Genomic DNA, 21,769 nt, shown 5'->3' with positions numbered 1-21,769 from the left:
GCCGGCTAGCGGGAGCTGAGGGAGTAGGCGGTGACCTCGAGTGCGGTGTCGACGACCTCGTAGGAGGGCGCCTGCCAGGTGGCCTTGTCCGTCTCCTTCGAGGGAGTCCACTCGATCGGCTTCGTCTGTTCCTTGGTCTCGTTCATGGGGCGTAGGTCCTTTCTGCAGAGGGGTGTTGGGGGTCTGCTGTGGTCTACGAGGCCTGCTGGGGTCTCTCGTCGGCTACTTGATCTTGTGGGCTACTTGATGGGGACGCGGAGGACCTTGTCCTTGCCGTAGCCGAGGTCGCTGGTGCCGAGCCACAGTTCGTCCGCGCCGGGGACCTTGGCGATGGCGCGCAGCCGGCCGTAGTCGCCGGAGTAGAAGGCGGTCTTCGTGCCGACGCGCTCGCTGTCGCCGTCGATCGGGATGCGCCACAGCCGCTGGCCGCGGAGCGACGACACGTAGATGACGTTGCGCACGACGGCGAGTTGGGCGGGCACGCCCGTCTCCGGGGTGAAGGTGGTCTTGGGGCCGGTCATGCCCTTGGTGTCGCAGGAGCCCTCGCAGGTGGGCCAGCCGTAGTTGGCGCCCGGCTTGATCAGGTTGAGCTCGTCGTGCGTCTGGTTGCCGATCTCCACCGACCACAGCCGGCCCTTGCGGTCCCACGCCAGGCCCTGCGGATTGCGGTGGCCGTAGCTGTAGATGTGGTTGCCGAACGGGTTGCCGGGGGCGGGAGCGCCGGTCTTGGTGATCCGGAGGATCTTTCCGTTGATCGAGTTCTTGTCCTGCGCGAGTTTCGGCTGCAGGCCGTCGCCGGTCGCGACGTAGAGGTACCCGTCGGGACCGAAGGCGATCCTGCCGCCGTTGTGGTCCCCGCCCCGCCTGATTCCGGTGAGGATGGGGGTGTAGTTGCTGAGGGACGTGCCGTCGTAGTCCATCCTGGCGACCCGGGTCTCGGTCGCCGTGGTGTGCACGAAGAACACCTGCTTGTCCTTGTCACCGTCCCAGGTGGGTGACGGGGCGACTCCCAGCAGCCCGCCCGCGCCTTCCTCGTACGGCTCGGGGACCGTGCCCGGTACCTCGCCGACCCACTCCCTGGTGCCGTCGCTGTCGAGGCGGTAGACCTGGGTGGACAGCCGCTCCGTCACCAGCGCCGAGTCCCGGCCCGGCAGGAACGATATGCCCCAGGGGGTCTGCCATCCCGTGGAGAACGCGGTGACGCCCTTCGGTTCACCGCCGTCGGAGGTCGGGGCCGCGACCGCGGTGTACGACTCCGCGGCGGCGAGCGCCGACTGGGACAGGCCGCCGGCCAGCAGCGCGGCAGCCGCGGCGACCGCGGCTATGCCGAACCGTGATGAATGCCGCAGCGAGCGGCGTGAATCTGTCACGTGGACACCCTTCGTCGTTGCTCGAGTGAGCCGTCGTGGCGCGGCGTGGCCACACGCCGGTGAAGAGCAGCGGATCTCTTGAGGACCGCTCCGCTCTGCAATGCAATCTCGACGATGAGCAACCGGCCTGCCACTCGGGTGAGCCAGGGGGGTGAGGGCGAGCGCCCCCTTCGAGGCGTGGCCGGGAGGTGCTGACCGAACCGCCCACCGCGCGGCTCTGGACGAAGGCGAGGGACCGACCCCTGCCCTGTGCGACGAGAGGAGCGCCGCCGGGTTTGCGTCGAGCAACTGATCTACAGTGCAAGGGACTTGAAGACGATCAGGCTGGGCAAAGGGTGCCTTTCCACGGGCCGCGTGTCCGGCTGCGAAAGGAGCACGATGCCTCCCGTTCGCCCAACTCGCCGTGTCCTGCTGGCCGGTGGCCTCGGAGCGGTCGCCACCGTCGTCGCATCCCCCGGCGCTGTCGCCAACCCCCTGTCGAGGCAGTCCACTTCGGCGGCGACCGCTTCCGTCCCGCTGCACCTGGCCGGGCCGACCGGCCCCGCACCGTGGGTGCGGTGGAGCTGCATCTGATCGACCGGTCGAGGACCGATCCGTGGTCCGGTGCCGGGCAGCCGCGCGAGCTGATGGTGACCGTGACCTACCCACCGGAGAACGTCCGCGGCCGCACGATGCTGCCGTGGCTGCCGCAGGGCGCCGAGCGGGCGCTCAAGGCCCGCTACGGGGGCGCGCTGGACGCATACGCGCTACCGGCGACACACAGCACGGACTCCGCGCCGGCCCGGCGGGGCCGCCGCCCCGTGCTCCTCTACTCGCCGGGCTACCAGTCGGACCGCACTTTCCACACGCTCGTCGTCGAGGAGCTCGTGTCGTGGGGCTATGTCGTGGTCACGGTCGACCACCCCTACGACTCGGGCGAGGTGGAGTTCCCCGACGGCCGGGTCGTGGTCTTTCGACCCACCGGCGACGATGACGACGCCGCCCGCGCGGCGGCGGTCGCGGTGCGGGCCGCGGACCTGCGTTTCGTGCTGGACTGCCTGGCCGTCCTGAACCGGGGCGGCAACCCCGACGCGCGGCGGCGCCCGATCCCGCGCGGTCTGCCCGGCACCTTCGACCTCGCACGAACAGGGGCCTTCGGACACTCCCGGGGCGGCGCGGCGGCAGCGGCCGTCATGGACGTGGACGCTCGGGTGCGGGCCGGCCTCGACCTGGACGGCACTGTGTTCGGGCCTGTCGTCGAGCGCGGTCTCGACCGGCCGTTCCTGCTGATGGACACGGCGGTCCACGACAACCTGAACAAGGACCCGAACTGGCCCACGCTCTGGAAGCACCTGCGTGGCCGGCGGCGGTGTCTGCGGCTCGCGGACGCGGAGCACCTCTCCTTCACCGACATCGTGGCCATCGTTCCGCAGCTGGCGGTTTCGCTGCCCCTGCCGCTCGGCACGATCCCCGCCGACGCGGCGGTGGCGGCCGCACGGGCCACGGTGCGGGCCTTCTTCGACGCCCACCTGCGCGGGCGCCCGGACACCTCACACGTCCTGACGGGCGCTTCGCCGCGCTACCCGGAAGTCCGCTACGTGGCCGGATAGCGTCTCATCGGGTGGCGCCGCTGTCGCCCAGCAGCCGTACCAGCTCGATCCGTGAGCGGATGCCCAACCGGCTGAACACGCCCCGCAGATGATGGTCGATCGTGCGGGGGCTGAGGGCGAGGCGGCCGGCGATCTCGCGGTTGGTGGCGCCCTCGGCGGCCATACGGGCGATCAGGAGCTGCTGGGCGGTCAGCCGTGCGGTGGGCTCGTCGGTAGTGCGCCGCGCGGGGGTGGCAGGGGCGCCCAGCGCGCGGAGTTCGGCGCGGACCTGTGCCGCGCAGTGCGGGGCGCCGAAACTGTCGAACGCCTCCAGGGCGCTGTGCAGACGGTCGCGGGCCTCCGTACGGTGCCGCAGTCGGCGCAGTGCGCTGCCGAACAGGAACTCCGTGCGGGCGCGTTCGAAGTCGCGGGTTCCGCGCGCGTGCAGGTCGAGTGCCGTGCGGTAGTGCTCGACGGCCTCGGAGCCGGGGGCCAGCAGGGCGCGGCAGCGGGCGCTGAGGGCCAGTTCGTCGGTGCTGCGCACGGCGGTCGCCCAGCGGTCGTAGTCGGCGTGGGCGGCCCGGGCGACGCGGGTGTCGCCGGTGCGGACGGCGGCCTCGACGTAGTGCGGGGTGGCCAGGTGGCGGATGGCGCGGTGGCCGTGGCCCGGTCCGAAGCCGGCCAGCGCACGCAGCCGGGCCGCGGCGCCGGCGAAGCGGCCGTCCGCGAGGTCGAGGAAGGCGAGCGCCCACTGGGCGAGCGCGGCGGGCAGACCCAGTCCGTGGGCGAGGGCGTACGACCGTGCCGCCGCGGCCCGTTCGCGGCAGGTGTCCCCGTCGCCGGTGAGCGCCGCGAACATGGCGAGGGCGGCCTGCAGATGGCAGGCGCCGTTGCCCTGGCCGGTGGCGTACGCCTGCCGCAGGGCGTCCGTGGCGGTGGCCGCGCCGGCCTGCGGGCGGCCGGTCCAGAAGTCGGCGTAGGCCCGGAACTCCAGGGCCTGCGTCACGGTGGCGGTCGCGCCCCGCGCCCGGGCCGAGGCGGCCGCCCGGACGGTGGCGGTGGCGGCGCGGGTGTGGTCGCCGAGCATGAGCGCTGCGATACCGGCATGCACGAGCAGGGTGGGATCCCCTCCCGGCCCGCACCGCCCGGCCGCCGCTTCCAGCAGATCCCGCGCATCCTCGTACCGCCCCTCGAAGGCAGCAGCAAGCCCGCCCAACGTTCCGGGCATCCCCACCCCCATCCCCTCCGCAACCTGCGCAGCCTCCCGGCAACGGCGCAGGTCACCGGTGTAGATGGCGGCTTCGGTGGCGCGGGCGAGGAGGTGGGCGGTGGGGGTGAAGGTTGTGGGGGGTGCGGTGGTGGCGGGTGCCGTGGTGAGGGGTGCGGCGGTGGTGGATGAGGCGGTGAGGGCAGGGGCGGAGGTGATGGAGGCGGCGGTCGTGGCAGTGGAGGCGGGGGCCGCGGAGGCAGAGGTCGTAGCCCCAGAGGTGCCGGGCGCAGAGGCGTCAGAAGCACGGGGGGTGGGCGTCGCGGGTCCGCAAACGGCTCCCGCGCTGCCCGGCATCGTCACACCGTCCCGCACCCCCACACCGTCCGGCTCCCCCACACCGTCCGGCCCCCTCGCACCATTCCGCACTCCCACACCGTCTGACTCCCTCGCACCATCCCGCACCCCCATACCGCTCGATGCTCCAGCACCGCCGACCATCCCTCCGTCGCCCCGCACACCGCCAACCCCCGCACCCCCAACTCCCGCGCCGTCCCACGCACTCACCCCGTCCCGAGCTCGCTCCCCCTCCCCCACGGCAGCCGCCCTCCGCCCCTCACGGCCATCTGCAGAACCGTTCCCCCTCACCCTCGTCCCCGTCTGGGCCGCCGCCGTCAGCAGTGCGTCGAAGGCCTCCGTCGCGTTTCCCGCGCGGAGGGCGAGCAGGCCCGTCAGGGCATCGTCGGGGGTCGCCGTGGCCGCCAGGCGGAGGGCGCGGTCGGCGTCGCCCGACTGCCAGGCGTCCGTGGCGGCGCGGGCGCGGAGGCGGGACTGTTCGGGCGGGTCGGGGCAGAGCGTGGCGGCGCGTTCCAACAGGGCTCGGGCGAGGGCGAGTTGACCCGCGGCACGAGCCTGCTCCGCCGCGCCGCACAGCTCCGCCGCCAGGCGGCCGCTCGGGCCGAGCGCACCCGCTCCCCGGTGCCAGGAACGGCGGGGCGTCTCACCGGCGCCGTGCAACACGCGGGCCAGCAGACGGTGGACGTCGCGGCGGTCCGCCGTGGAGCCGGTCTCGTACGCGGCGATCCGCGTCCACGCGTCGCGGAAGACGACGCCCCCCGCCCCCGCGTGCGCGATACCTGCCGCCTCGGCGGCTTCCAGCGGGCGGGTGTCCAGGCCGACGGCCGCCACAGCGCGCAGAAAAGCGTGGGTGGCGACCGGGTACTGGTCCGCGGCGGCCAGCAGAAGAAGCAGCCGGGTGTCGTCCGGGAGGGCTCGGATCTCCGTGCGGTGCGCCCGCAGCAGCTCGGGTGCCAGTTCGGCGGGCTCCGTCGGGAGGGGGTCGAGGCCGGCCGACTGGCGGTCGCTCAGGAGCGGTACGAGTTCGGCGGCGGCACGCGGATCGCCGTACACGGCGTGCAGCACCCGTACCCGCACGCCTTCGGGGAGCGCGGAAGCCACGCGCTGCTGCGACGCATCGCGGAGCAGGGGCTGGGGGTTCACCGGAGTCGCCACACAATTGACGTTACTGGCGAGTTAATTGAGACGTAAAGACCGGCGATTTCGCCGATGCGTCGCGCGTAGACCCGCCTTGACACTCCTGGCGAACCCCACCCGCTTCAGGAGGCATCATGCAGCGCGTCAAGCGTCGCATCGTCACGGTCGTGTCGGCCGTGTTCTCGTCGCTCCTTCTGTCTCTCTCCCTCTCCGCCGCGCCCGCTCACGCGGCGACCCACAACCCCGTCGTCTTCGTGCACGGCCTGAGCAGTTCGGCCGGCAGCTGGGACGACTGGATCGCCGACTTCGAGGCCGACGGTTACTCGTCCTCGGAGCTGTTCGCCTGGTCGTACGACTGGACGCAGTCGAACGTCACCACAGCCCAGGAACTGGCCACCGAGGTCCAGAGCGTGCTCTCGCAGACGGGCGCCTCGAAGGTCGACCTGGTCGTCCACTCGATGGGCGCGCTCAGCTCCCGCTACTACCTCAAGAACCTCGGCGGGACCGCGTATGTCGACGACTTCGTCTCGGCCGCAGGCGTGAACCACGGCACGACGACCGCCTCGTGGTGCAAGTGGCTCTACACGTCCTGCGCGGAGATGTACACCGGCAGCTCCTTCCTGACCTCCCTGAACTCCGGCGACGAGACACCGGGCAGCGTCTCGTACGCCAGCTACTGGTCGAACTGCGACGACGCCCTCACCCCGGACACCACCGCGATCCTGAGCGGTGCGACCAACGTCGAGGTCGGGTGCATCTCGCACACCGACATGAACAACGACTACGGCGTGTACGAGCAGGTGCGGAACTTCATCGCCTGACAGCGGGGGTGCGCGGGGCCCGTACGGGGGACAATCGCGGTAGGGCCTGAGACCCGTCCGCGAGGGAGGTCCCCATGCCGCTGCGGTCCCCCGGCGCCACCAAGGTGGCGCGGGATCCCGTGCACCACCCGCTGTTCGCCCGTTACTACGCCCGGATCAGCGTGAAGGCCGAGACCCGGATGGGAATGGGCGAGGTCCGCGCCCGGCTCCTGTCCGGGCTGTCCGGGCGGGTGATCGAGATCGGCGCGGGCAACGGACTGAACTTCGCGCACTACCCGAGCACCGTCTCGGAGATCGTGGCCATCGAACCGGAGCGCCGGCTGCGGCAGTTGGCCGTCGAGGCCGCCCTGCGGTCCGAGGTGCCGGTCGACGTCGTACCGGGTGCCGCGGAGGCCCTGCCCGTCAAGAGCGAGGCCTTCGACGCGGCGGTGGTCTCGCTGGTGCTGTGCAGCGTGCGGGACGTGCCGCGCGCGCTCGCCGAGGTACGGCGAGTGCTGCGGCCCGGCGGTGTCGTGCGGTTCTTCGAACACGGCCGGGGCGGCGGACCGGCGATGCTGTTCACCCAGCGCACGCTGGACCGCACGTTGTGGCCGCCGCTCAACGGCGGCTGCCATCTGGCCCGCGACCCGATCGCCGCGCTGCGGGACGCCGGCTTCGAACTCGGCCCCTACCGGCGGACGTTGATGCCTGCGACGGGACCGAAGCTGCCCACCTCGTACTGCGTGCTGGGCACGGCATGGCGACCGGAGGCCACGGAATCGGCCGCCACGAAATGATGACGGCGAAGTGATCACACCGTCCACTGACGCAGTTCCTCCGCGATGTCGTGGACCGAGGCCTCGCCGCTCTTGACCAGGCGGGCCAGTTCGCGGACCTGCTCGGGCGAGGTGGCCACCTTGAGGCCGCTGGCGACGAGGTAGGCGTAGGCGACGGCGGAGGCGAACAGGGCGTTGGTGCGCTCCAACGCCGGGACGTGGATGAGGAGTTGGAGCAGCGCGGCGGCGCGCGCGTGCGGGCTGTCGTAGACGGGGATGTCGAATATCTCGGCCTCGTGGCGCGCGACGGCCGCAACCAGGGCACCCCAGTCGGTGACCTGGGGGTCCCCGGGCGTGTTCTGTTCGGCGAGCATGAGGAGCCAGGCAAGGTCGATTCTGAGATGGCTCAAGAGATCAGTGACGACCTTCGCCGCGTCCGGCCTCGCGCTCGGTGTCGAACTCCTCCGCGAAGACCGCCTCGTACTGCTTCATGAAGTCGGCGGCGGCCTCGACGAACGTGTGGCCCACCTCTCCGGTGTCCTGTCTGACCAGCTCTTCTATGTAGCGGTTGACGCTCATGCCGCGGGCCAGGGCGCGTTCGCGGGCAGCGCGGGCGGTGCCCTCGTCCACTCGCACGTTCAGCTGGGTCTTCGCCATACCTAGAAGCTAGCGCCAAGGCGCTAGCATCGGCAAGAGGTCCTCCCGCGGGTGGAGGGTGCCCCTTACACGGGTGTCAGGGGCACGACCTGGGGTGGAGACTCTCCTGCACTCACGAAGGATTTCAGGTGTGGGCGGGATCACATTACGCTCGGCCAGGACGACGGAGTCGGCACGTCCATGCGAGGAGGCAGCCTTGTCCACACCTGCTGCGGAGCACGCCCGAGGCCATGCGTCGGCCGACGGGATCGCGGCCCGCGCCCGCGGTCTGACCAAGGCGTACGGCACGGGCGAGACGACCGTGCTCGCCCTCGACTCGGTGGACGTGAACATCGCGAGCGGCCGCTTCACCGCGGTCATGGGGCCCTCGGGTTCCGGGAAGTCCACGCTGATGCACTGCCTGGCGGGGCTCGACACGGTGTCGGCCGGCCAGGTGTGGCTCGGCGACACCGAGATCACGGGGCTGAAGGACCGCGAGCTGACGCAGTTGCGCCGGGACCGGATCGGCTTCATGTTCCAGTCCTTCAACCTCATCCCGACGCTGAACGCGGTCGAGAACATCACCCTGCCCATGGACATCGCGGGCAAGAAACCCGACGAGAAATGGCTGGACCAGGTCATCGACACGCTGGGGCTGCGCGACCGGCTCAAGCACCGGCCCGCGCAGCTGTCCGGCGGCCAGCAGCAGCGCGTGGCGTGCGCACGGGCGCTGGCCTCCCGGCCCGAGCTGATCTTCGCCGACGAGCCGACGGGGAACCTCGACTCGCGGGCCGGCCTCGAGGTCCTCGGCTTCCTTCGGGAGGCCGTGGACGAGCTGGGGCAGACGGTCGTCATGGTCACCCACGATCCGGGCGCCGCGGCCCACTCCGATCTGGTGCTCTTCCTCGGGGACGGGCGCATCGTGGACGAGATGGAACGGCCCACGGCGGAGGCGGTGCTGGAGCGGATGAAGCGGTTCGACGTGATCCGCAGCCAGTTCGAGGGCGACGACGCACCCTCCGACGCCGCGCTTTCCGGCGCCTCCTCCGACGCTGCCGCCTCCGACGACGTCACCCGTCGCGACGTAGACCTCGACAAGGACTGAATCCGTGCTCAAGGCAACGCTCAGGAGCTTCCTCGCGCACAAGGGCAGGCTGCTTCTCTCCGCGCTGGCGATCGTCCTGTCCGTGGCGTTCGTCGCGGGGAGTCTGATCTTCTCCGACACGGTCACGCGCACCTTCGACCGGCTGTTCGCCTCGACGTCCGCCGATGTGACGGTGGAGCCGAAGGAGGGCCTCAGTTCGCAGGTGCCGACAGGGGCGGTCGAGACCGTGCCCGCCTCGCTCGTGAACCGGGTGGCGAAGGTCGACGGCGTCGCGCTGGCCCATCCGGACGTGAGCGTCGAGAACATCACGGTCGTCGACAGCAGGAACAAGTCGGTCGGACCGACCACCGGCGCGCCCACCATCGCCTCCGACTGGTTTCTCACCGCCCGCAGCCCCGTGAAGCTGACCTCGGGCCACGCCCCGCACGGCAGGGGCGAGGCGCTCCTGGACGCCGACACCGCCGACAAGATGCACGTGAGGATCGGGGACACCCTGACCGTGCTCGCCCAGCCGGGCATCTTCAAGGTGAAGATCGTCGGCATCGCCACCTTCACCACCACCAACCCGGGCGCGGCCCTGGTCTTCCTCGACCCGAAGACCGCCGCGACCCAGCTGCTCGGCTCGGCCGCCAAGGCCACGAGCATCTCGGTGGACGCGGCGAAGGGGGTGAGCGACGCGCAGCTCAAGAGCCGTGTCGCCGCCGTGGTCGGCACCGGCCGCTACGACATCAAGACCGCCGACGAACAGGCCAAGTCGGCCGCGGCGGACCTCGGCGGCTTCCTCGACGTCATCAAGTACGTGATGCTCGGCTTCGCCGGGATCGCCGTCCTGGTCGGCGTCTTCCTGATCGTCAACACGTTCTCCATGCTGATCGCGCAGCGCACCCGTGAACTCGGGCTGCTCAGGGCCCTCGGTGCCGACCGGCGGCAGGTGCGGCGGTCCGTGCTCACCGAGGCGGTCCTGCTGGGCCTGGTCGGCTCGACGCTGGGTCTCGCCGTGGGCATCGGGCTCGCCGCCGGGCTGATCAAGCTCATGAGCGTGTTCGGGATGAACCTCAAGACCACGGAGATGGTCATCGGGTGGGGAACTCCCGTGGCGGCGTACGTCGTCGGAATCGGCGTCACCTTCGTGGCGGCGTACCTCCCGGCCCGGCGCGCGGCCGTCGTCTCGCCGATGGCGGCCCTCGCGGACGCCGAAATCGCCGGTGTGGGACGGCCGTTGAGGAACCGGGCGATCGTGGGCTCGGTGGTCGGCGCGCTCGGCGCGGCGGCCCTCGTCGGCTGTGTCACGTCGTCGAAGACGTCCTCGGCGGCCTCCCTGCTGGGCCTCGGCGTCGTCCTGACGCTGATCGCGACCGTGATCGCGGGCCCGCTGCTCGTCCGCCCCGTCATCCGGGTCCTCGGCGGGGCCTTCCCCGCGCTCTTCGGCTCGGTCGGCCGCATGAGCCAGCGCAACGCCCTGCGCAACCCGCGCCGTACCGGCGCCACCGCGGCCGCCCTCATGGTGGGCCTCGCCCTGGTCGGCGGCATGTCGGTGGCCAGCGCCTCCATGTCCAAGTCCTTCGACCAGCAGATCGACAAGACCCTGGGCGCCGACTTCATCGTCCAGAACAGCAACTTCGTGCCGTTCCCGAAGGAGGTCACCGACAAGGTGCGCGGCACCGAGGGCGTGGGTGTCGTGGTGCGGCAGCGCTTCACGCCCATCGCGCTGCGTCTTCCGGACGGCAAGCGGATCAAGAGCACCGCCGCGGGCTACGGCAACCAGGTCGACGACGTCGCACACGTGACGTATGCGGAGGGGGACACGGCGGCGGCGCTGGCGAACGGCAGCATCGCCATGGACGTCGATTTCGCGAAGGATCACGACGTCACCCTCGGCAGCACGATCCCCGTCGAGTTCCCCGCCGGCCGCAAGACCGAGCTGAAGGTGGGGGCCCTCACCGACCAGGACGGCTCCGAGGGGTTCGGCATGGAAGGCGGGCTGTTCTTCGGGATCGCGACGGTCGAGAAGTACGTGCCCGGCGGCCAGGACTCCGCGCTCTACGTCAACGCCGCGTCCGGCACCAGCCCCGACCAGCTGCGCTCCCGGCTGGACAAGACACTGGAGCCGTACCCGCAGGTCCAGGTCCGCGACCAGGCCGACTACAAGAAGCTGGTGCACGACCAGATCGCCGTACTGCTGTACCTCGTGTACGCGCTGCTCGGGCTGGCGATCATCATCGCGGTACTCGGCGTCGTCAACACCCTTGCCCTGTCGGTCGTGGAGCGGACCCGGGAGATCGGGCTGCTGCGGGCCATCGGGCTCGCCCGGCGGCAGCTGCGCCGGATGATCCGGCTGGAGTCGGTGGTGATCGCGGTCTTCGGCGCGGTGCTGGGGCTCGCGCTGGGGCTGATCTGGGGCGTGTGCACCCAGCAGGTGCTGGCGCTGCAGGGCATGAAGGCGCTCGCGATCCCGTGGACCACGATCGTCGCGGTGGTGATCGGCTCGGCGGTGGTGGGCATCGTGGCGGCGCTGCTGCCCGCGTTGCGTGCATCCCGCATGAATGTGCTGGCGGCCATCGCGCACGAGTGATGGAATCGCGGTGGGTACTCAAGTCGCTTGTAGGTGAGGAGAGTTCATGCCGCGTCCGTTCCGCTTCGGTGCCAGCCTGATCACCCCCGCGCCCGCCGAGGAGTGGCGGGCCAAGTGCCGACGGGCCGAGGAGCTCGGCTACGACGTGATCCATGTGCCCGACCACCTCGGCATGGTCGCGCCGTTCCCGGCACTGGTCGCCGCGGCCGCGGTCACCGAGCGGCCGCGGCTGGGCACGTTCGTGCTCAACGCGGGCTTCTGGAATCCGACGCTGCTCGCCCGTGAGGTGGCCACGACGGACGCCCTGACCGGCGGCCGCCTCGAACTCGGCCTCGGCACCGGCTACGTGGAGGCGGAGCACGACACGGCGGGGCTGCCGTTCGGCTCTCCGCGCGAGCGCGTGGACCATCTGCGGCGCACGGTCGAGGAGTTGGACCGCCTGCTCGGCTCGGACCAGCACCAGCCGCGGCCGGCGCAGCAACCGCGCGTGCCGCTGATGATCGGCGGGAACGGCGACCGGATGCTCAGGCTCACCGCCGAGCACGCCGACATCGCGGCGTTCACGGGCATGCGCCTCGCACCGGGGAGCACGACGGGCCGACTGCTGCCGCTGACGGCCGCGGAGCTCGAGGAGAGCATGGCGCGGTACCAGCGGCTGGCCGAGGGCCGCAAGGAACCGGCCGAACTGAACCTGCTCGTCCAGCTGGTGGCCGTCACCGACGACCGCGCAGCCGCCGTCCGGCCGCTGGTGGAGCGGGTGCCCGACACGACGGTGGAGCAGGCACTGGAGCTGCCGATCCTGCTGGTCGGCACGCTGGACAGGATCGTCGCCCAGGTGCTGGACCGGCGCGAGCGGTACGGCTTCTCGTATCTGACGGTCCTGGAGCCGTACATGGAGGCGTTCGCGCCGGTCGTCGCGGAGCTGGCCGGCCGCTGACGGTCCGTCCGGATGCTGGAATCACACGTTCACGACGGCCGCAGGTGATGTGATCACCGCATGACTGATCTGCGGATACGGGCCGCGACGCCCGCCGACCTCGACACCGTCCTCGCCTTCTGGAAGGTGGCGGCCGAAGGCACGAGCATCAGCGACGACCGGGGCGGCGTGGAGCGCCTGGTCGACCGCGACCCCGAGGCGCTGATCCTGGCCGAGCGGGGCGGCGAACTGGTCGGGACGGTGATCGCCGGCTTCGACGGCTGGCGCTGCCACCTGTACCGACTGGCGGTGCACCCCGAGCGGCGTCGGCAGGGCATCGGCTCGGCCCTGCTGGCCGCTGCCGAGGAGCGGTTCGTACGGCTCGGGGGGCGGCGCGGGGACGCGATGGTGCTGGTGCGCAACGAGACGGGCCAGCACGCCTGGCGGGCGGCCGGATACGCGCCGGAGGAGCAGTGGCGGCGCTGGGTGAAGCACCTCACGCATTGACCACCTTTGCCGATCCTTTACTCTTGGTGGACCATTTCGGTCCTCCAAGGAAAGGTGTGAGCGTCCGCCCATGGGCGAGCCTCCCAGTAGTACGCGCACAGCACGACATCGCGCGTTCCTCCCCACCCTGTCCGACGATGGGACGGAGGTGACCCGATGACCGAAGTGCTCCTCCTGCTGGTGGCGATCCTGCTCTCGCTCGCCTGTGGTGCCTTCGTCGCGGCCGAGTTCTCGCTGACCACGGTCGACCGGGGCCGGCTGGAGCGGGCGGCGGAGCGAGGCGAGCGAGGCGCGCCGGGCGCCCTCAAGGCCGTACGGAGCCTCACGTTCCAGCTCTCCGGCGCCCAGCTCGGCATCACCGTCACCAATCTGGTCGTCGGCATGCTCTCCGAACCGTCGATCGCCAAGCTGATCGCGGGCCCGCTCGAGGCGCTCGGCATCTCGCGTTCCGCGGCGAGCTCGCTCGCTCTGGTGCTCGGTACGGCGCTGTCGACCGTCTTCCTGATGGTCGTCGGCGAGCTGGTGCCCAAGAACTGGGCGATCTCCTCGCCGCTGGCCGTGGCCAAACGGGTGGGCAACGCGCAGCGCCTGTTCAGCTCGGCCTTCCGCCCCTTCATCACGCATCTCAACAACACGGCGAACCGCGTGGTGCGCCGCATGGGCCTGGAGCCCGCGGAGGAACTGGCCTCGGCGCGCGGCCCCAAGGAGCTGGCGGCGCTGGCCCGGCACTCCGCCAAGGAGGGCGCCCTCGAGGCGGACACCGCCGAGCTGTTCGTACGGACGCTCAACCTCGCCGACCTGACCGCGGAGAACGTGATGACGCCCCGCGTCCAGGTCATCGCCCTGGAGGTCCAGGCGACCTGCGAGGACGTGGCGAACGCGACCCGGGCGACCGGGCTGTCCCGGTTCCCGGTCTACCGCGGCAACCTCGACTCGGTCGTGGGCACCGCGCACATCAAGGACGTCCTGGCGATACCCGCCGACCGCCGCACCCGGACCCGCGTCTCCGAGCTGATGCGCGAGCCCCTTCTCGTCCCGGAGACCCTCACCGTCGACCGGCTCCTCGACCGGCTGTCCGGCAAGCGCACCATGGCCGTTGTCATCGACGAGTACGGCGGCACCGCGGGCGTGGCCACGCTGGAGGACATCGTCGAGGAGGTCGTCGGCGAGGTGCGGGACGAGCACGACCCGCACGAGACGCCCGACCTGGCCGCGGCGGGCAGCGACGACGACGGCCGCGCGCTGTACTCGGCCGACGGTTCGGCGCGGGTGGACCAGCTCGCGCGCGTGGGTCTCAGGGCGCCCGACGGACCGTACGAGACGCTGGCCGGTCTCCTGGCGACGGAGCTGGGCCGTATCCCGGCCGTGGGTGACCGCGTCGAGGTCGCCGGCTGGCGGCTCGACGTGGTGGACGCCTCGGGGCGGCGGGCCGCGCGGGTGCTGCTGCACGCACCGCTCGACGACGAGGCCGACATGAAGCACGAGCAGGGGGACGCCCGATGACCGCCGTACAGCTGCTGATCGGCCTTGCGACCCTGGTCGTCAACGCCTTCTTCGTCGGCGCCGAGTTCGCGCTGATCTCCGTACGGCGTTCGCAGATCGAACCGCATGCCGAGGACGGCGACCGACGGGCCAAGAGCGTGCTGTGGGGTCTGGAGCACGTGTCCGCGCTGATGGCGGCCGCGCAGCTCGGCATCACGCTGTGCACGCTGGTCCTGGGTGTGGTCGCGGAACCGGCCATCGCGCATCTGCTGGAGCCTGTGTTCCACGCGCTGGGTGTGCCGAAGGGCGCGGGGCACGCGGTGTCCTTCGTGATCGCGCTGACCCTGGCGACGTATCTGCACATGCTGCTCGGCGAGATGGTGCCGAAGAACGTCGCGCTCGCGGAGCCGGTGCGCACCGCGCTGCTGCTCGGTCCGCCGCTGGTCACCCTGTCCCGGGCGCTGCGCCCGGTGATCTTCGCCATCAACGCCTTCGCGAACACCCTCCTGAAGCTGCTGCGGGTGGAGACCAAGGACGAGGTCGCGGCCACCTTCTCGGACGCCGAGCTGGCCCGGATCGTGCGGGACTCGGGCGAGGCGGGCCTGATCGACGACCGGGCGCTGGAGCGGCTGCACGACGCGCTGGAACTGGGCCGCCGTCCGGTGCGCGACGTGGTGCTGCCGGTGGAACGTGTGGTCCACGCGCGCGTGGACGTCACGCCGGAGGAGCTGGAGCGCCTGTCGGCCGAGTCGGGCTTCTCCCGCTTCCCGGTGGTGGACGAGGGGAGCCGCATCGTCGGCTACCTGCACGTCAAGGACGCGCTGGACGCCTCTCCCAGGGACGTGCCGTTCCGGGTGCGGGACATGCGGCACATCGCGCGCGTACGGGAGGACACACCGCTGGACGACGTGCTCACGGCGATGCGGGGCAGTCGTACGCACCTGGCGGCCGCGCTCGGCGACGACGGCCGGCTGGCCGGACTGGTCACCATGGAGGACGTGCTGCGGGAGCTTTTCGGGCAGCGGACGTGAGCCTTCCGGCGCAGGAACCGGGCCGACCGACCGACGGGTATGGGACCGCGTTACCATCTCTTTCGCCATGCAGACGAACCCCACACACACCAGCCTGGTCGCGGTCGGCGACTCCTTCACCGAGGGCATGTCGGACCTGCTGCCGGACGGCTCGTACCGAGGCTGGGCCGATCTCCTCGCCGGGCGGATGGCCGCCGTCACCCCCGGTTTCCGGTACGCCAACCTCGCCGTGCGCGGCAAGCTGATCGGACAGATCGTCGACGAGCAGGTCGACGTCGCCGCGGCCATGCGGCCCGACGTGATCACGCTGGTCGGCGGGCTCAACGACACCCTGCGTCCCAAGTGCGACATGGGGCGGGTACGAGGGCTGCTGACCGAGGCCGTGGAGCGGCTTGCCCCGTCCTGCAAGCAGCTGGTGCTGATGCGCAGCCCGGGCCGCCAGGGTCCGGTCCTGGAGCGCTTCCGGCCGCGCATGGAGGAGCTGTTCACCGTCGTCGACGAGCTCGCCGCACAGCACGGCGCGGTGGTCGTCGACCTGTACGGGGCCCCGTCGCTCAGCGACCCGCGCCTGTGGGACGTGGACCGGCTGCACCTGACGGCCGAGGGGCACCGCAGGGTCGCGGAGGCTGTCTGGCAGATCCTCGGCTACGACCCCGCGGACGCCGAGTGGCGCACGCCGATGGCGGTGACACCGCCTCCGGGGTGGGCCACCCGGCGGGTCGCCGACGTCCGCTTCGCCCGGCAGCACCTGCTGCCGTGGATCGCCCGCCGCGTGACGGGCCGGTCCTCGGGCGACGGCCTCCCGCCGAAGCGACCCGAGCTGCTGCCCTACGAGGGGCCGGCGGCGTAGCGTCGTCCCGTGACCACCCGCGTGATCAACGTCAGGGGCCGCATCCACGAGTACGGCCCCCGGCTCGAAAACGCCCCCGCCGAGGTCGTCTACGTCGGCCGCCGCTGGACCATGGGGGGCTGGGACCTGCCCCGCCACCCGCTGTACAACCCCTTCGCATACGACACCCCGATGCGCCGGCGGGACGGTACGCGCGCCGAGGTCATGGCGATGTACCGGGCGTATCTGCTGGAGCGTCCCGAACTGCTCGATCTGGTACCGGCGTTGCGCGGGCGGACGCTGGCCTGCTGGTGCGCGCCCGAGCTGTGTCACGCCGGCGTTCTGGCCGGGCTCGCCGATTCCGAGCTGCCGTGACGCACGTCTCGTAGCTTCCGACGAAGGGGACCGTGGCGCTGGCCTGCACGAATCGCCAGTAGAATCCGTCCACGTGACTTCTGCGCCCGCCAAGCCCCGCATCCCGAACGTCCTCGCCGGACGCTACGCCTCCGCCGAGCTCGCCACGCTCTGGTCGCCCGAGCAGAAGGTGAAGCTGGAGCGGCAGCTCTGGCTCGCCGTGCTGCGGGCCCAGAAGGACCTCGGGATCGAGGTGCCGGACGCGGCGATCGCCGACTACGAGCGTGTCCTCGACACCGTCGACCTGGCCTCCATCGCCGAGCGCGAGAAGGTCACGCGGCACGACGTGAAGGCGCGGATCGAGGAGTTCAACGCCCTCGCCGGGCACGAGCACGTACACAAGGGCATGACCTCCCGCGACCTCACCGAGAACGTCGAGCAGCTGCAGATCCGGCTCTCGCTGGAGCTGATGCGCGACCGTACGGTGGCCGTCCTGGCGCGCCTGGGCAAGCTCGCGGGCGAGTACGGCGAGCTGGTCATGGCCGGCCGCTCGCACAACGTGGCGGCGCAGGCCACCACCCTGGGCAAGCGTTTCGCGACGGCGGCCGACGAACTGCTCGTCGCCCACGGCCGGGTCGAGGAGCTCCTCGCCCGCTACCCGCTGCGCGGCATCAAGGGCCCGGTCGGTACGGCGCAGGACATGCTGGACCTGCTGGGCGGGGACGCGGCGAAGCTCGCGGATCTGGAGCAGCGGATCGCCGCCCACCTGGGCTTCGCGCAGGCGTTCACGAGCGTCGGCCAGGTCTACCCGCGCTCCCTCGACTACGAGGTCGTGACCGCGCTGGTACAGCTGGCGGCGGCTCCGTCCTCGGTGGCCAAGACGATCCGGCTGATGGCCGGGCACGAGCTGGTGACCGAGGGCTTCAAGCCGGGGCAGGTCGGCTCCTCCGCGATGCCGCACAAGATGAACACCCGCTCCTGCGAGCGTGTCAACGGCCTGATGGTCATCCTGCGCGGCTACGCGTCGATGACCGGCGAGCTGGCCGGCGACCAGTGGAACGAGGGCGACGTGTCCTGCTCGGTGGTGCGCCGGGTCGCGCTGCCGGACGCGTTCTTCGCGCTGGACGGTCTGCTGGAGACCTTCCTGACGGTCCTCGACGAGTTCGGTGCCTTCCCGGCCGTCGTGGCTCGCGAGCTGGACCGCTACCTGCCGTTCCTCGCCACCACCAAGGTACTGATGGGCGCGGTGCGTGCGGGCGTCGGCCGTGAGATCGCGCACGAGGCCATCAAGGAGAACGCCGTCGCCTCCGCGCTCGCGATGCGCGAGCAGGGCGCCGAGCGCAACGAGCTCCTCGACAAGCTGGGGGCCGACGAGCGCATCCCGCTCGACCGCGCGCAGCTGGACGCGCTGATGGCCGACAAGCTGTCCTTCACGGGCGCTGCCGCCGACCAGGTCGCCGCGGTCGTCGGCCACATCGAGGAGATCGTCAAGCAGCACCCGGAGGCCGCGGGCTACACGCCGGGGGCGATCCTCTGACCCGCTTCACTCCGGCGGAACTGGAGGCCGCCCGCGACCGCCTCGTCCCCGACGTGGCCGCGGACGGCCTCGGTGTTCTGTTCTGCGGCATCAACCCCGGGCTGATGACGGCGGCGACGGGCCACCACTTCGCCCGACCCGGCAACCGCTTCTGGCCGGTGCTGCACCTGTCGGGCTTCACGCCCAGGCTCATGAAGCCGTCGGAACAGGGCGAGTTGCTGTCGTACGGCCTCGGCATCACGAACGTCGTGGCGAGGGCGACCGCGCGGGCCGACGAGCTGAGCGCGGAGGAGTACCGCGAGGGTGGGCGACTGCTGGCGCTGAAGGTGGCGCGGCTGCGGCCGCGTTGGCTGGCGGTGGTGGGGGTGACCGCGTATCGGGCGGCTTTCGACGACCGCAAGGCCCAGGTGGGGCCGCAGGAGCGGACGTTCGGTCGGACGCGGGTGTGGGTGCTGCCGAATCCGAGCGGGCTGAACGCGCACTGGACGGCGGCGACGATGGCGGAGGAGTACGGGCGGCTGCGGGTGGCGGCGGAGGGTTCCTAGCGGTTCACGGGGATCCGTTTCGGTGACCATGGCGACGAGCTGGACCTTGTCCGTCTCGTCCCGGTCGGCGGCGGCCACGGCGACCCAGTGGCCGGCGCTGACCATTCGGTGAGGTGTCAGGCATCCCGGCGCCGCACGCTCCAGGCCCCCGCCAGGAGTGCGACTCCCGCCCACAGCCCCGTCACCGCGAGTCCTGTCCACGGCCCGAGCGCGCCGTCCCACGTCTCGTGGAGCACCACCTGGCCCGCCCTGTCCGGCAGGACGTCCGCGACAGTGCCGGACATGTCTCCGATGACGAAGGAGACGATGAGCAGGAACGGGATCAGGATGCTCAGCGTGGCGACGCCGCTGCGCAGCAGGGCAGTGACGCCTGCCGCGAGCAACGCCATCAGCGTCAGATAGACCCCGCAGCCGACGACTCCGCGCAGCTCCTCACCGAACGTGAGCCCGTCCGCCTTCGCCCCGAGGACGGCCCGGCCGACCACCACACTCACGCATCCCGCGAACAGCCCCACCACCAGCACGGGTACGGCGATGGCCACCGCCTTGGCGGCGAACCACCGCCCGCGCCGCGGCACCGCGGCGAGCGTGACGCGCAGGGCGCCGCCCCGGAACTCGGACGACACAGCGGTCGTACCGAACGCGATCGCCGCGATCTGTCCGAAGCTGACGCCGAAGAAGACCGAGAACAGCGGGTCGAAGTCCGCTCCGTCGCTGTCTGCGGCGGCGAGCGCGGAGAACAGGCTGGTGGCGAGCAGCACCCCGGCCAGGCCGCCGAGGAGCGACCGCAGCGTACGGATCTTGAGCCACTCCGAGTGCAGTACGGGCGTGAATTCCATGGTCAGGCCTCCTGGTGCTGTGCGGCGAACTCGACTTCTGCGGCTGTCAGATCGAGGTAGGCCTGTTCCAACGTGCCCTCCTCTGCGGCCAGTTCGAGGATCGGCACCCCCGCGGCGGAGGCGATGCGGCCGATGTCGTCCACGCGCGCGTGCTGCACGGTCCAGTGCCCGAGCTCGTGCTCCACGGCATCGTGACCGTGCCGGGCGAGGGCGTCCTTGAGGGTGACGGCGTCCGTCGTGCGGATCCGGACGCGGGGCTGCACGCGCGCGTGGATGAACTCCCGCATGGGTGTGTCGGCGAGCAGGCGCCCCCGGCCGAGGACGACGAGGTGGTCGGCGAAGGACGCGGTCTCGTTCATCAGATGGCTGGAGACGAGGACCGTGCGCCCCTCCCCCGCGAGCCGGCGCACCAACTCGCGGATCCAGATGATGCCTTCGGGGTCGAGACCGTTGGAGGGCTCGTCGAGCAGGACGACCTCGGGGTCGCCGAGCAGGGCGGCGGCGATGCCCAGCCGCTGCCGCATCCCCAGGGAGTACGTCTTCACCCGGCGACGTCCGACCGACGCCAGCCCCGCCTCCTCCAGCGCCTCGTCCACGCGGCGTTCGGGAATGCGGTTGCTCGCGGCGAGCGTGCGCAAGTGGTCCCGGCCGGTACGGGATCCGTGCGCGGCCTGCGCGTCGAGCAGGGCGCCCACGTGGCGCAGGGGTTCGCGGAGCGTGACGTAGGGGCGGCCGCCGACCGTTGCGGCGCCGGAGGTGGGCCGGTCGAGGCCGAGTACGAGCCGCATGGTGGTGGACTTTCCGGCGCCGTTGGGGCCGAGGAAACCGGTGACACGGCCAGGCAGGACGCTGAAGGTGAGGTGGTCCACGGCTCGCTTGCTGCCGTACTCCTTGGTCAGGTCTTGGACGTCGATGCTGGTCATGGCCCCAGCCTGGCCGTTGCTGAGGGAACGGCACCTCCCCCGCGGGTGGAGATCGTCTCCCTCGCTCGGGGGAGGCTCGTTGTCAGTGGTGCCTGGCACGATGAGGCAATGGCCCGCTTTCTGCGCCCGCTGGTCCGGGGGACGACGTACACGCGCTGGTTGCACCTGTGGGTGCCCATGCTGTTCGAAAGCGTGTGGCTGTTCATCGACATGTCGAAGCCGTGGGTGCCCGCGGTGTTGCTGATTCCGCTGGGGCTGATCCCTGCCGTGCGGCGGGGCGAGGGTGTGCAGGCGCGGTTCATGCTGGCGCCGGGCGAGCGGGGCGGCGGGGACACGGCGTTCTCGGTCACTCCCTCGCTCACCTGGCGGGACCGGTGGCGGACCGTCCTTTGGCTGGAAGTACGGATGGTCCTCGGGTGGGTGGCGGGTCCCCTCACCGTCTGGTTGCCGGCGGCAGCCGTCATCCTGGTTCAGGCGGTGTTCGGCCCGGCATCTGTCGAAACTCCGCTCGTGACGTTCACGGTGCAGCCGCACTGGGCCTACGCGCTACTTGTCCCACTGCCGCTGCTCGCCTTCTACGGCGCGGTGGTCGGCCTCGGCGAGCTGATCACGGTGCTCGCGCGCCGGCTCCTGGGCCCCTCCCCCACCGAGCGGCTCGCCGCCCTGGAGGAGCGCACCGAGCAACTCCTGGAGCGCAGCCGCATCGCCCGTGAGCTGCACGACACGATTGGTCACGCGCTGACGGTCGCCGTGGTCCAGGCGGGCGCGGCACGGGCAGCCGGCGACGCCGCGTTCACCGACCGGGCCCTGGGCGCCATCGAGGACACCGGCCGGGCCGCACTGGAAGACCTGGACCGGGTGCTGGGCATCCTGCGAGAGGCGGAGCGCCCCGCGAGCAGTCGCCCCACCTTGAGCGAGGCCGACCGGCTCCTGGAGTCGGCGCGTAGCTCCGGAGCCAAGGTCGACGCGGAGGTGACGGGTCCCGTGGAGACCGTGCCCGGTCCGGTGTCGCGGGAGGGCTACCGCATCCTCCAGGAGTCGCTGACCAACGTGCTGCGGCACGCGGGGAGCGTTCCGGTCCGGGTCCGTATCGAGGTCGCGGACGGCACGCTCGGTCTTGAGGTCCGCAATCCGCTGACGGCCGACATACCGGGGCCCGGCCGGGGCAGCGGTCTGCGCGGCATACGCGAGCGCGCGGCCCTGCTGGGCGGCCGCGCGCGAACCGGACCGGACGAAGGCGACTGGCAGGTACATGTGGAGCTGCCGCTCGGCTGATCT

Annotated in this window: 22 protein-coding genes; 15 read left to right on the top strand and 7 right to left on the bottom strand. The window is 71.5% G+C overall.

The window, feature by feature from the left end:
• Positions 1 to 5: 5 nt before the first annotated feature.
• Both pqqA and OG303_RS41900 read right to left on the bottom strand, forming a co-directional pair.
• Positions 6 to 146 carry a pyrroloquinoline quinone precursor peptide PqqA gene (gene pqqA, locus OG303_RS41905; protein WP_405875139.1) on the bottom strand — a complete coding sequence of 47 codons (141 nt, stop codon included), beginning with the start codon at positions 144 to 146 and terminating at the stop codon, positions 6 to 8.
• 93 nt (positions 147 to 239) lie between these two features.
• Entirely contained in the window at positions 240 to 1,370 is a 1,131-nt protein-coding gene (locus tag OG303_RS41900) for a PQQ-dependent sugar dehydrogenase (protein WP_405875138.1), read from the bottom strand.
• A 378-nt stretch (positions 1,371 to 1,748) separates the two neighbouring features.
• Here OG303_RS41900 and OG303_RS41895 point away from each other — a divergent pair, with 378 nt between their 5' ends.
• Together OG303_RS41895 and OG303_RS41890 are read left to right on the top strand one after the other, a co-directional pair.
• On the top strand, positions 1,749 to 1,943 hold the full coding sequence (locus OG303_RS41895) for a hypothetical protein (RefSeq protein WP_405875137.1): 195 nt from the start codon (positions 1,749 to 1,751) through the stop codon (positions 1,941 to 1,943).
• Positions 1,928 to 2,959, top strand: coding sequence for a lipase (locus OG303_RS41890; protein ID WP_405875136.1), 1,032 nt, complete (start codon positions 1,928 to 1,930; stop codon positions 2,957 to 2,959). The genes OG303_RS41895 and OG303_RS41890 overlap by 16 nt, the downstream gene beginning before the upstream one ends.
• A gap of 4 nt (positions 2,960 to 2,963) precedes the next feature.
• On the opposite strand, the gene OG303_RS41885 is transcribed toward OG303_RS41890, so the two are convergent.
• Entirely contained in the window at positions 2,964 to 5,657 is a 2,694-nt protein-coding gene (locus OG303_RS41885; protein ID WP_405875135.1) for a LuxR C-terminal-related transcriptional regulator, read from the bottom strand.
• A gap of 116 nt (positions 5,658 to 5,773) precedes the next feature.
• Between OG303_RS41885 and OG303_RS41880 the strand changes: the two genes are divergently transcribed.
• A complete protein-coding gene (locus tag OG303_RS41880; RefSeq protein ID WP_405875134.1) occupies positions 5,774 to 6,460 on the top strand; it encodes an esterase/lipase family protein in 687 nt (228 codons plus the stop codon).
• Between the two features lie 74 nt (positions 6,461 to 6,534).
• On the top strand, positions 6,535 to 7,236 hold the full coding sequence (locus OG303_RS41875; RefSeq protein ID WP_405875133.1) for a class I SAM-dependent methyltransferase: 702 nt from the start codon (positions 6,535 to 6,537) through the stop codon (positions 7,234 to 7,236).
• A 14-nt stretch (positions 7,237 to 7,250) separates the two neighbouring features.
• Here OG303_RS41875 and OG303_RS41870 read toward each other — a convergent pair whose 3' ends face one another.
• Positions 7,251 to 7,625 (bottom strand): fic family toxin-antitoxin system, toxin component, encoded by a 375-nt coding sequence (locus tag OG303_RS41870; RefSeq protein WP_405875132.1) that lies wholly within the window; start codon positions 7,623 to 7,625, stop codon positions 7,251 to 7,253.
• 4 nt (positions 7,626 to 7,629) lie between these two features.
• Positions 7,630 to 7,872, bottom strand: a complete 243-nt coding sequence (locus OG303_RS41865; RefSeq protein ID WP_405875131.1) for a toxin-antitoxin system HicB family antitoxin — start codon at positions 7,870 to 7,872, stop codon at positions 7,630 to 7,632.
• A gap of 196 nt (positions 7,873 to 8,068) precedes the next feature.
• On the opposite strand from OG303_RS41865, the gene OG303_RS41860 reads away from it, so the two are divergent.
• From OG303_RS41860 to mug, 10 genes are all read left to right on the top strand, one after another.
• A complete protein-coding gene (locus OG303_RS41860; RefSeq protein ID WP_405875130.1) occupies positions 8,069 to 8,956 on the top strand; it encodes an ABC transporter ATP-binding protein in 888 nt (295 codons plus the stop codon).
• A 4-nt stretch (positions 8,957 to 8,960) separates the two neighbouring features.
• Positions 8,961 to 11,528: an ABC transporter permease gene (locus OG303_RS41855; RefSeq protein WP_405875129.1), complete on the top strand. Its 2,568-nt coding sequence runs from the start codon at positions 8,961 to 8,963 to the stop codon at positions 11,526 to 11,528.
• A 46-nt stretch (positions 11,529 to 11,574) separates the two neighbouring features.
• A complete protein-coding gene (locus OG303_RS41850; RefSeq protein WP_405875128.1) occupies positions 11,575 to 12,465 on the top strand; it encodes an LLM class F420-dependent oxidoreductase in 891 nt (296 codons plus the stop codon).
• Positions 12,466 to 12,525: 60 nt separating this feature from the next.
• The gene (locus tag OG303_RS41845) at positions 12,526 to 12,951 is read left to right on the top strand and encodes a GNAT family N-acetyltransferase (protein WP_405875127.1); all 426 of its coding nucleotides are present in this window, start codon (positions 12,526 to 12,528) and stop codon (positions 12,949 to 12,951) included.
• Positions 12,952 to 13,107: 156 nt separating this feature from the next.
• Complete coding sequence (locus tag OG303_RS41840) at positions 13,108 to 14,454, top strand: hemolysin family protein (protein WP_405875126.1); 1,347 nt, start codon at positions 13,108 to 13,110, stop codon at positions 14,452 to 14,454.
• A complete protein-coding gene (locus tag OG303_RS41835) occupies positions 14,451 to 15,464 on the top strand; it encodes a hemolysin family protein (protein ID WP_405875125.1) in 1,014 nt (337 codons plus the stop codon). The genes OG303_RS41840 and OG303_RS41835 overlap by 4 nt, the downstream gene beginning before the upstream one ends.
• 67 nt (positions 15,465 to 15,531) lie before the next feature.
• Positions 15,532 to 16,314: an SGNH/GDSL hydrolase family protein gene (locus tag OG303_RS41830; RefSeq protein ID WP_405875124.1), complete on the top strand. Its 783-nt coding sequence runs from the start codon at positions 15,532 to 15,534 to the stop codon at positions 16,312 to 16,314.
• 9 nt (positions 16,315 to 16,323) lie between these two features.
• Positions 16,324 to 16,668, top strand: a complete 345-nt coding sequence (locus tag OG303_RS41825; protein ID WP_405875123.1) for a DUF4326 domain-containing protein — start codon at positions 16,324 to 16,326, stop codon at positions 16,666 to 16,668.
• Positions 16,669 to 16,741: 73 nt separating this feature from the next.
• Positions 16,742 to 18,184 carry an adenylosuccinate lyase gene (gene purB / locus OG303_RS41820; protein ID WP_405875122.1) on the top strand — a complete coding sequence of 481 codons (1,443 nt, stop codon included), beginning with the start codon at positions 16,742 to 16,744 and terminating at the stop codon, positions 18,182 to 18,184.
• Positions 18,181 to 18,729, top strand: coding sequence for a G/U mismatch-specific DNA glycosylase (mug, locus tag OG303_RS41815; RefSeq protein WP_405877732.1), 549 nt, complete (start codon positions 18,181 to 18,183; stop codon positions 18,727 to 18,729). The genes purB and mug overlap by 4 nt, the downstream gene beginning before the upstream one ends.
• A 116-nt stretch (positions 18,730 to 18,845) precedes the next feature.
• Here mug and OG303_RS41810 read toward each other — a convergent pair whose 3' ends face one another.
• Together OG303_RS41810 and OG303_RS41805 are read right to left on the bottom strand one after the other, a co-directional pair.
• Positions 18,846 to 19,568, bottom strand: coding sequence for an ABC transporter permease subunit (locus OG303_RS41810; RefSeq protein WP_405875121.1), 723 nt, complete (start codon positions 19,566 to 19,568; stop codon positions 18,846 to 18,848).
• A gap of 2 nt (positions 19,569 to 19,570) precedes the next feature.
• Positions 19,571 to 20,491, bottom strand: a complete 921-nt coding sequence (locus OG303_RS41805; RefSeq protein WP_405875120.1) for an ABC transporter ATP-binding protein — start codon at positions 20,489 to 20,491, stop codon at positions 19,571 to 19,573.
• Between the two features lie 108 nt (positions 20,492 to 20,599).
• On the opposite strand from OG303_RS41805, the gene OG303_RS41800 reads away from it, so the two are divergent.
• Positions 20,600 to 21,766 (top strand): sensor histidine kinase, encoded by a 1,167-nt coding sequence (locus OG303_RS41800; RefSeq protein ID WP_405875119.1) that lies wholly within the window; start codon positions 20,600 to 20,602, stop codon positions 21,764 to 21,766.
• The last annotated feature ends 3 nt before the right edge of the window (positions 21,767 to 21,769 follow it).

This window comes from Streptomyces sp. NBC_00005, assembly GCF_045160215.1.
Taxonomy (GTDB): Bacteria; Actinomycetota; Actinomycetes; order Streptomycetales; family Streptomycetaceae; genus Streptomyces.
This window is presented reverse-complemented; position numbering and strand designations above follow the sequence as displayed.